Genomic DNA, 9,930 nt, shown 5'->3' on the forward strand with positions numbered 1-9,930 from the left:
ATTGTCGCTGCGCAATCCGCAGGATTGTCGCTACCTCGTTCTGAAAAGAAGGAGGGGTGTTGAGTAGAGATGTGAAACCGGCCGAGAAAAAGTCATTCGTTTTAAGAGTTTGCGGCGAGCATCTAGCTCTCCGCCTGTTCTGTTTGACATCGTAAAGAGAAGATTTGTTCGAACTTCGTGATCCGAAAGGCTCATGATTTGTCGCGGGAGACGCTCAATCTCCCGCATATGATGGGCTTGCCTAACCGCACCCTCGAACCGATCTCGAGAAGCTGGTCTTTTTGTGCCAATTCCATTGAAGCAGATTCTGCACAGGATCTGGTTCGAGCGACGATCTCTTTGAGATCGCGCTGAAGCGACAATCCTTTGGTTTGTGGCGGAAGCGACGATCCCTTCGGGATCGCGCGATGGGTATTGGCAATGAGAACGATCAAGTGTCTTAAGGGCAATTGGTGGATGCCTTGGCATGCACAGGCGATGAAGGACGTGATACGCTGCGATAAGCTACGGGGAGGTGCGAATACCCTTTGATCCGTAGATTTCCGAATGGGGAAACCCACCTAAGGTGCTTGGAAAATCAGAGCAGCAGGACAATTGGCGCGAGATCCCAAAAGGATTGAGCGTTAAGCGACGATCTCTTTGAGATCGCGCAGACTTGCTGCTGTGGTTTCCAAGTATCGATAATAGGTAACTTACCCTGAATAAAATAGGGGTAAAGTGGCGAACGCGGGGAACTGAAACATCTAAGTACCCGTAGGAAAGGACATCAACCGAGACTCCGGAAGTAGTGGCGAGCGAACCCGGACCAGGCCAGTGGCGATGATGAGACAAGCGGAACCTTCTGGAAAGTAGGGCCATAGTGGGTGACAGCCCCGTACGCGTAATGCAAATCATCGTCCTCGAGTAAGGCGGGACACGTGAAATCCTGTCTGAAATTGGGGGGACCACCCTCCAAGCCTAAGTACTCGTGCATGACCGATAGCGAACTAGTACCGTGAGGGAAAGGTGAAAAGCACCCCGACAAGGGGAGTGAAAGAGTACCTGAAACCGATTGCCTACAAACAGTGGGAGTCCAAGGTTCGTCCTGGGTGACCACGTACCTTTTGTATAATGGGTCAGCGACTTAGTGTGACGAGCAAGCTTAAACCGCTAGGTGTAGGCGCAGCGAAAGCGAGTCTGAACAGGGCGTTCAGTTCGTCGCATTAGACCCGAAACCGAGTGATCTAGCCATGAGCAGGTTGAAGGTAAGGTAACACTTACTGGAGGACCGAACCCATAACTGTTGCAATAGTTCGGGATGACTTGTGGCTAGGGGTGAAAGGCCAATCAAACTCGGAAATAGCTGGTTCTCCGCGAAATCTATTTAGGTAGAGCGTCGACCGAATACCCCAGGGGGTAGAGCACTGGATGGGCTAGGGGTCCTCACCGGATTACCAAACCTAACCAAACTCCGAATACCTGGGAGTACTAGTCGGCAGACACACGGCGGGTGCTAACGTCCGTCGTGAAAAGGGAAACAACCCTGACCTACAGCTAAGGTCCCCAAGTTATGGCTAAGTGGGAAAGGATGTGAGGATCCCAAAACAACCAGGATGTTGGCTTAGAAGCAGCCATCATTTAAAGAAAGCGTAACAGCTCACTGGTCTAAATAAGGGTCTTTGCGCCGAAAATGTAACGGGGCTAAAGCCATACACCGAAGCTTAGGGTTTGCAGCAATGCAAGCGGTAGCGGAGCGTTCTGTAAGCTGATGAAGCCATACCCGTGAGGGGTGGTGGAGGTATCAGAAGTGCGAATGCTGACATGAGTAACGTAAGGGGAGTGAGAGACTCCCCCGCCGAAAGTCCAAGGGTTCCTGCTTAAAGCTAATCTGAGCAGGGTTAGCCGGCCCCTAAGTCGAGGCAGAAATGCGTAGACGATGGGAACCACGTTAATATTCGTGGGCCTGGAGGAAGTGACGGATCATTGAGGTAGTCCAATCTTATCGGATTGAACGGGCTGCTGCGTGGTTCCAGGAAATAGCTCCTCCTTATAGACCGTACCCGAAACCGACACTGGTGGACTGGTAGAGTATACCAAGGCGCTTGAGAGAACTATGCTGAAGGAACTCGGCAAATTGCACGCGTAACTTCGGAAGAAGCGTGACCCTTTTCCACGCAAGTGGAGGAGGGTGGCACAGACCAGGGGGTAGCGACTGTTTATCAAAAACACAGGGCTCTGCGAAGTCGCAAGACGACGTATAGGGTCTGACGCCTGCCCGGTGCTGGAAGGTTAAGAGGAGGGGTGCAAGCTCTGAATCGAAGCCCCAGTAAACGGCGGCCGTAACTATAACGGTCCTAAGGTAGCGAAATTCCTTGTCGGGTAAGTTCCGACCTGCACGAATGGCGTAACGACTTCCCCGCTGTCTCCAGCATAGACTCAGTGAAATTGAATTCCCCGTGAAGATGCGGGGTTCCTGCGGTTAGACGGAAAGACCCCGTGCACCTTTACTATAGCTTTACATTGGCATTCGTAGTGGCATGTGTAGGATAGGTGGTAGGCTTTGAAACCTGGGCGCCAGCTCAGGTGGAGCCACCCTTGAAATACCACCCTTATCACTATGGATGTCTAACCGCGGCCCGTTATCCGGGTCCGGGACAATGTATGGTGGGTAGTTTGACTGGGGCGGTCGCCTCCTAAAGAGTAACGGAGGCGCGCGATGGTGGGCTCAGAACGGTCGGAAATCGTTCGCTGAGTGCAATGGCATAAGCCTGCCTGACTGCGAGACTGACAAGTCGAGCAGAGACGAAAGTCGGTCATAGTGATCCGGTGGTCCCGCGTGGAAGGGCCATCGCTCAACGGATAAAAGGTACGCCGGGGATAACAGGCTGATGACCCCCAAGAGTCCATATCGACGGGGTTGTTTGGCACCTCGATGTCGACTCATCGCATCCTGGGGCTGGAGCAGGTCCCAAGGGTATGGCTGTTCGCCATTTAAAGCGGTACGTGAGTTGGGTTCAGAACGTCGTGAGACAGTTCGGTCCCTATCTGCCGTGGGTGTAGGAATATTGAAAGGATCTGTCCCTAGTACGAGAGGACCGGGATGGACGGATCTCTGGTGGACCTGTTGTGGCGCCAGCCGCATAGCAGGGTAGCTATATCCGGACGGGATAACCGCTGAAGGCATCTAAGCGGGAAACCCACCTTAAAACGAGTATTCCCTGAGAACCGTGGAAGACGACCACGTTGATAGGCCGGGTGTGGAAGAGCGGCAACGCTTGAAGCTTACCGGTACTAATAGTTCGATCGGCTTGATCGTTCTCATTCCTTATGCCCATTGTCCGGCGACAATCCTTCGGATTGCGCTGAGATGTGAGAGCACAACAAAGACCAGCGAACAGCTCAGAGAGAGCAGAAAATAGGGTTCCCTATTCGCTACTCACTATTGGCTATTCGCTCAAAAAGCTTCTCGAGCAACGTGCGCTTTGCCGACCTGGTGGTTATGGCGGAGCGGCTGCACCCGATCCCATTCCGAACTCGGCCGTGAAACGCTCCAGCGCTGATGGTACTTCGTCTCAAGACGCGGGAGAGTAGGTCGCTGCCAGGTCTGCAAAACGCACGTTGCAAAAATCCAAATCTTCTCCTTACAAACAGGCCCGCCAATCGGGAGCTCGGGCCGCGCAAGCGGCCCTTTCATTTTGGCGGAACTAACTAAGCGCTGACTTGTTGAAAAGTTGACGCGGGGTGGAGCAGCCCGGTAGCTCGTCAGGCTCATAACCTGAAGGTCACAGGTTCAAATCCTGTCCCCGCAACCAAACACTCAAAACGGCCCGCTTCACGCGGGCCGTTTTGCGTTTGGAACCTGGCACGCAGATCTGGCTTGTGCCGAAAGCCGTCGACGCCCGGTCCTGGCGCGTTCGATTTTGAAAGCCGACGCAGCGGGACAGAGAAAGTCACATTCTCTCGCGGCAACCAGTTTAGGCATAAAACCCCAGTAATCTCGAATGGTTGCTGGGGTTTTTCTTTGATGCCGGCGTCACTTGTTCACCGGACATTCCAACCGGCGCTGCCAGACCATGAATTTCCTTTTGCCGCTCAATTCACACGGTTTTCCGACCCCGCCATCAGCGGTATCTCAAGCCCTCGCCGCAATCCCGTCGCAACGACCGACACCCTGAATTTTCCTGCGAGCGCCTTGTCGAAAATGGCGCCGACGATGATATCGGCGTCGGCGTCGACCTCCTCGCGTATGCGGGTGGCGGCTTCGTCAACCTCGAACAGCGTCATATCAGTGCCGCCCGATATCGAGACAAGGACGCCCTTGGCGCCCATCATCGACGCTTCGTCGAGAAGCGGGTTTGCGATCGCCGCTTCGGCTGCCTTCCTGGCGCGGTCCTCTCCGGTGGCTTCGCCGGTTCCCATCATCGCGCGGCCCATGTCGCGCATCACCGACTTCACATCGGCAAAGTCGAGATTGATCAGCCCTTCCTTGACGATGAGATCTGTGATGCAGCCGACGCCGGAGAAGAGGACGCGATCCGCCATGGCGAACGCGTCCGCGAACGTCGTCTTGGCATCGGCGATCCTGAAGAGGTTCTGGTTCGGGATGACGATGACGGTATCGGCGCTCTCGCGGAGCCGCTCGATGCCCTCATTGGCCGCATGCATTCGACGGTTCCCTTCGAAGACGAACGGCTTGGTGACGACGGCCACCGTCAGTATTCCCGCATTGCGCGCGGCCTGCGCTATGACCGGCGCCGCACCGGTTCCAGTTCCGCCTCCCATGCCTGCGGTCACGAAACACATATGCGTTCCCGCGAGATGGTCCATGATTTCGTCGATCGATTCCACGGCAGCGGCATGGCCAACCTCGGGCAGGGATCCCGCACCCAGGCCTTCCGTCACGTGAGCTCCCAGTTGGATCAGCCGCGTTGCCTTCGACATGGTGAGCGCCTGAGCATCGGTGTTGGCAACGATAAATTCAGTGCCCTGCAAGCCTTCGGCGATCATGTTGTTGATGGCATTGCCGCCACCGCCGCCAACTCCGATGACGGATATTTTGGGCCTCATCTCGGAGATTACCGGCCTCGTTGCAGTGTTCATTTGCCGTCTCTCCCGTTGAATGCGCAAGCGCAGCGGTCGGTGGAAGGCTTGTTCCCGGCGCACTGCAAAGACTTTGGACAGTGAGCGAATCAGGACAGCCCAGCGTGCCTAAGGGAATCAGACGGTTGACTCGGCTGCAAGTGTACTATGCAAACTCGCGCATGTTACGCGCCATTGGTTCGCCGTCAGTGCTTCGAAAATTGTCTGATGTCAGCGTCTCTAGGTAGGATCGGGCGATCTTCCTGTTCTACTTCACGCCGATGCCGGCAGTCAGGCCGCCGTCGATCCGGTAGTCCGCACCGGTACAGAACCCGGCTTTCGACGAACACAGAAAGGCGATGAGTTCCGCCACTTCCTCCGGCTCGCCGATCCGCCCGATGGGGTGGGCTTCGCCGAAGCGGCGGTAAGCCGCCTCGACATCGGCGTCGGTGCCATTCTCGCCGCGCGCTGCCTTTTCCAGGATTGGGGAGCGGATCGAGCCCGGGCTGACGGAATTGACGCGAATGCCGGAGCGCGCGTAGTCGAGCGCCAGAGAGCGCGTCAATGTGTGGATGGCGCCCTTGGTCGTGGCATAGGCGGCGACGTTCTGCTGACAGGCAAAGCCCTGCACCGAAGCCACGTTGACGATGGCGCCGCCGCCCCGCTTGATCATTTCCGGGATGCCGAAATGCGCGGTCAGGTAGATCGAGCCGACATTGACTGACATCGTCTGGTTCCAGGTGTCGAAATCGGTGCTGACGGCGGTTCCATACGGATGGATCGCCGCGGAATTGACGATGATATCGAGGCCGCCGAACCGCTCGACGCCGGCGGTGACCGCGTCGCGAACCTGATCGGGCACCGAGATGTCGACGGCCATGACCAGCGCCCCGGCGCCGGAGCTGTCCAGTTCCGCTGTCATCGCCGCATTGGCTGCACGGTCGATGCCGCAGGCGATGATCGCAGCACCCCCTGCTGCAAGACGTCTGGCGGTTGCCAGGCCTATCCCGGTCGTCCCCGTCACCAGAGCGATCTTGCCGTCGAAATCCTTCATTGCGGAAATTCCCTCATTGACCGTCGGAAGCCGGCTCTTCCGGCAAGAACCGCCTGGCGAAATCGAGATGGCGGCTCATTAAATAGGCATAGGCCACCCTGTCGCGCGAGCGGAGCGCCGCGACGATCTCGCCATGGGCGCGCCTTGTGTCGGCCAGCATCGGGCGCATTTCCTTTCCGATCGTCATGATCCGCAGGATCACGGGAGAAAGGAAGGAATACATGTCCGCCAGCATGCGATTGTCCGACAACCCGATCAGCGCCATGTGGAAATTGAAATCGTTCGCGGCCGCCTCCTCGATCGAGCGGCTCGTAAGGATCTGGCCGTTGATCTCGTCAAGTGCCTCGATCTGTTCGTTCGAGGCATGCAGGACGATATGGTCGCCGATACCGACCTCGATGATGCGCCTGAACCCCTGTATGTCGGCGAAGGACGAGCGCGAGATATCCATATGCGCCGCGAAAAAATTCTGGATGGCCATGCTCTGCCCATTGGCCAGGACGGCGCCGACGCGAGGTTTTGGTTCGATGAGCCCGTAGGTACGGATCGTGCGCAATGCCTCGCGTACGGTATTGCGACTGGCGCCGGTGAGCTCACTTAGCTCACGCTCGGTCGGCAGCACGTCGCCGACATTCAGCTGCCGCACTCGGATGAGATCAAGAATCCGCCCGGCCGTCATGTCGACCGCGGACCCGCCGTTGCTGCGCCGCGCCGCGGCGTTCTCGTGCGCGGCTTGAGAATTTTCCAAGGTCGAGTCTTCCTTAATTGTTGGACCAACATAACGCAGCCATTAGGGAAAACAATCGGTTTTGGCACGATCTTCTGAGCTTTCGAGCAAACTTCGGGGATGGCTATCTCGGAAATGAGCTCAAACTTTGGTTTGACACTTGTTGTGGTCCAACAATAAGTTGCCGTTCTCTCGCAAAAGGAAAGATGCAATGGAACAGTGCTGGCGCTGGTATGGACCGGACGATCCGGTGACGCTCGATCATGTTAAGCAGGCAGGTGCGACAGGCGTGGTGACGGCCCTGCACGACATATATGACGGGCGTGCCTGGCCGCTCGAGAGCATTTTGGAGCGCAAGCGGATCATCGAGGCGGCAGGGCTGACCTGGTCGGTCGTCGAGAGCATTCCCGTTCACAACTCGATCAAGATCGGCTCGGCGGAACGGCTTCGCTATGTCGGCTTCTACAAGGACACGATCCGTGCGCTCGCCAAGGCCGGCATTTCGACGATCTGCTACAATTTCATGCCCGTGGTCGACTGGACCCGCACGGATCTGGCCTATCGGCTTCCGACAACGGGTTATGCGCTGCGTTTCGATGCGATCGATTTCGCGGCCTACGACCTGTTTGTGCTGAAGCGCAGGAATGCCGAGGCCGGCTACAGTGCCGCCCGTATCGCCGAGGCAGAATCGCGACTGAAGGAACTGAGCGACGAGGAGATCGACAGGATCGAGCGCAATCTCATTGCCGGCCTGCCGGCGACCGAGCGCAGCTACGTCAGGGAAAGTTTTCGCGAGGCATTGGCGGAATATGATTCGATCGGGCCGAAGGAGTTGCGCGACAATCTTGCCTGGTTTTTGAGCGAGATCATTCCGGTCGCCGAAGAAGTCGGTGCGCGCATGTGCATCCATCCCGACGACCCGCCCTTCTCGCTCTATGGCTTGCCACGGATCGTTTCGACCGCCGAGGACGCGCGTTTCATCCTCAACGCCGTCGACAGCCCGGCGAACGGCCTGACATTCTGCACCGGCTCCTACGGTACGCGCGCCGACAACGACATTGTCGGCATGGTCAAGGAATTCGCCGACCGGATCCATTTCGTCCACCTGCGCAACATAACCATCGAGGATGACGGCTCCTTCTATGAAGCCGAGCATCTGGAGGGCGGCACCGACATGGCGCATGTCATCCTTGCTTTGATGCAGGAGGAGACGCGCCGTCGTAGGGAAGGCCGCGCCGACTGGCGGATCCCGATGCGTCCCGATCATGGCCATCTGCTCGCCGACGATATCGGCAAGACCAGGATCAATCCCGGTTACTCCTTGATTGGCCGCCTGAAAGGCCTAGCCGAGCTGCGTGGCATCATGCGCGCCGTGGAGCGTTTTGGGCTGGCTGAGGTCGTCGAAGAGGAATGGCGCAATTTGCATATGTAAAAACAACTTGTTCAGGTAAAAATTCCTGCTACTAATCGACTGACCGGGCGCACGCTCGGTTCAGGGAGGAATTTCAGGAATGACAAGACTGCGCGGTCTTGCATGGGATCATCGACGCTGCTGGGGTCCGCTCGACGCCAGCGCCGAGACGTATTTCGCAACCAATCCTGGCCTGGAGATCGAATGGGACCGCCGCAGCCTCTATGAATTCGGCGAGGGCGCGCTTGGCCCGGTGCTCGGTACCTATGATCTGATCGTATTCGATCATCCCTTTATCGGCGACATCGCCGACGGCGAGCTGATGGTGCCGTTCGACGGCTATCTGCCGGCGGAGCGCCGCTTCTTCGAGCACGACTCGGTCGGCGCGTCCTGGCGATCCTATGCAAGGAACGGCCGCCAGTGGGCACTGCCGATCGATGCCGCCTGCCAGGTCGCCTCCTATCGGCCGGATCTCCTGGAGCGCTACGCAGCGGTGCCCACCACTCATGAAGAGGTGCTGGAGCTTGGCCGGCGCGTGCGCAAGGACGGCAAGTGGCTTGGCCTGCCGTTCGTACCGACGGACGCCATGTGCCTGCTCTTGACGCTCGGCCATCCGCAGGAAAACGGCGAGGAGTTCATTGCAAGGGACAAGGTCGAGCGGGCTGTCGCGCAGTTGCGTCAGCTTGTCGAGTTGTCGCATCCGAATTCGTCGAGATGGAACCCGATCCGCTGCTATGACCACATGATCGCGCATGACGATGTGGTCTATGTGCCGTTCGCCTTCGGCTATGTGAACTATGCCTCGAAGGCCGACAGACCGTATCTGCGTTTCGCAGATGTGCCGACCCCGCGATCCGCTGGCTCCTTGCTCGGTGGTGCCGGCATCGGGGTCAGCGCCCAATCGAAACACAAACAGGCCGCCATCGACTACGCGCTTTTTCTATGCTCGCCCGGCTACCAGCGCGGCGACTACGTGAAGTCAGGCGGACAGCCGGGATCGCTGGCAGCGTGGAAGGACGCCGAAGTCAACGATCTTTCCGGCAATTTCTTCAGCTCGACGCTGGCGACGATCGAAGCGTCCTACCTGCGCCCGACGCATCCGGGCTTCATCGCCTTTTTCCGCGAATGCGCGCCGCATGCGGCCGCTGCCATCGCCGGCGACATGCCCGCGACCGAACTCGCGGACCGGCTGAACCGCCTTTACCGCGAGACCAGGCAAGGCCAACCGGAACGGAGCGTCGCATAATGGCCGCCGACATCGCCCAGATCGTCGATGAAGGCGAAAGCGGCCGCAACGGATATCGCGTGCCGGCGGTGGAAAAGGCGCTCGATGTCCTGGAGTTCATGGCCTCCAGCGCCGAGCCGCTGACCCAGACCGAGATCGCCGCCGGCCTGGGGCGCTCCATCCACGAGATTTACCGCATCCTGCTTCTGCTGGAGAAGCGCGGCTATATCTTCCGGACGCAATCCGATCGCTTCCGCCTTTCGCTGAAGCTTTTCGAGCTGGCGCATATGCATCCGCCGGTAAACCGGCTGGTCGAATGCGCGCTGCCGGTGATGCGCGAACTCTCGGCCAACACCGATCAAAGCTGCCATCTGGTCGTTCGCGAAGGCGAGAGCGCGCTGGTGGTGCTGCAGATCGATTCGCCTTTGCCGATGCGCTACTCGGTCGCGCTCGGC

At 58.0% G+C, this 9,930-nt stretch carries 6 protein-coding genes, 1 tRNA gene and 2 rRNA genes; 6 read left to right on the forward strand and 3 right to left on the reverse strand.

All coding sequences use genetic code 11. The annotated features are described in order from the left end of the window. Window positions 1-428: 428 nt before the first annotated feature. From E5W87_RS05065 to E5W87_RS05075, 3 genes are all read left to right on the forward strand, one after another. Window positions 429-3,295: ribosomal RNA gene (locus E5W87_RS05065) — 23S ribosomal RNA — on the forward strand. Between the two features lie 173 nt (window positions 3,296-3,468). Continuing rightward, window positions 3,469-3,583: ribosomal RNA gene (rrf, locus tag E5W87_RS05070) — 5S ribosomal RNA — on the forward strand. A 131-nt stretch (window positions 3,584-3,714) separates the two neighbouring features. Next, window positions 3,715-3,791 (forward strand) — tRNA-Met (locus E5W87_RS05075). A 280-nt stretch (window positions 3,792-4,071) separates the two neighbouring features. Here E5W87_RS05075 and ftsZ read toward each other — a convergent pair. The 3 genes from ftsZ to E5W87_RS05090 form a co-directional block, all read right to left on the reverse strand. Then, window positions 4,072-5,079, reverse strand: a complete 1,008-nt coding sequence (ftsZ, locus tag E5W87_RS05080; RefSeq protein ID WP_292394625.1) for a cell division protein FtsZ — start codon at window positions 5,077-5,079, stop codon at window positions 4,072-4,074. 247 nt (window positions 5,080-5,326) lie between these two features. Next, window positions 5,327-6,112 (reverse strand): SDR family oxidoreductase, encoded by a 786-nt coding sequence (locus E5W87_RS05085; protein WP_292394627.1) that lies wholly within the window; start codon window positions 6,110-6,112, stop codon window positions 5,327-5,329. 13 nt (window positions 6,113-6,125) lie between these two features. Then, window positions 6,126-6,860 (reverse strand): FadR/GntR family transcriptional regulator, encoded by a 735-nt coding sequence (locus tag E5W87_RS05090; RefSeq protein WP_292394629.1) that lies wholly within the window; start codon window positions 6,858-6,860, stop codon window positions 6,126-6,128. 190 nt (window positions 6,861-7,050) lie between these two features. On the opposite strand from E5W87_RS05090, the gene uxuA reads away from it, so the two are divergent. The 3 genes from uxuA to E5W87_RS05105 form a co-directional block, all read left to right on the forward strand. Further along, window positions 7,051-8,271, forward strand: a complete 1,221-nt coding sequence (uxuA, locus tag E5W87_RS05095; RefSeq protein ID WP_292394631.1) for a mannonate dehydratase — start codon at window positions 7,051-7,053, stop codon at window positions 8,269-8,271. A 79-nt stretch (window positions 8,272-8,350) separates the two neighbouring features. Further along, the gene (locus tag E5W87_RS05100; protein ID WP_292394633.1) at window positions 8,351-9,496 is read left to right on the forward strand and encodes an extracellular solute-binding protein; all 1,146 of its coding nucleotides are present in this window, start codon (window positions 8,351-8,353) and stop codon (window positions 9,494-9,496) included. After that, on the forward strand, window positions 9,496-9,930 hold a 435-nt coding region (locus E5W87_RS05105), incomplete at its 3' end, for a helix-turn-helix domain-containing protein (protein ID WP_292394635.1). The genes E5W87_RS05100 and E5W87_RS05105, both read left to right, overlap by 1 nt.

Origin of the sequence: Mesorhizobium sp., from assembly GCF_004962925.1 — a bacterium.
In the GTDB taxonomy this organism is placed as follows: domain Bacteria; phylum Pseudomonadota; class Alphaproteobacteria; order Rhizobiales; family Rhizobiaceae; genus Mesorhizobium.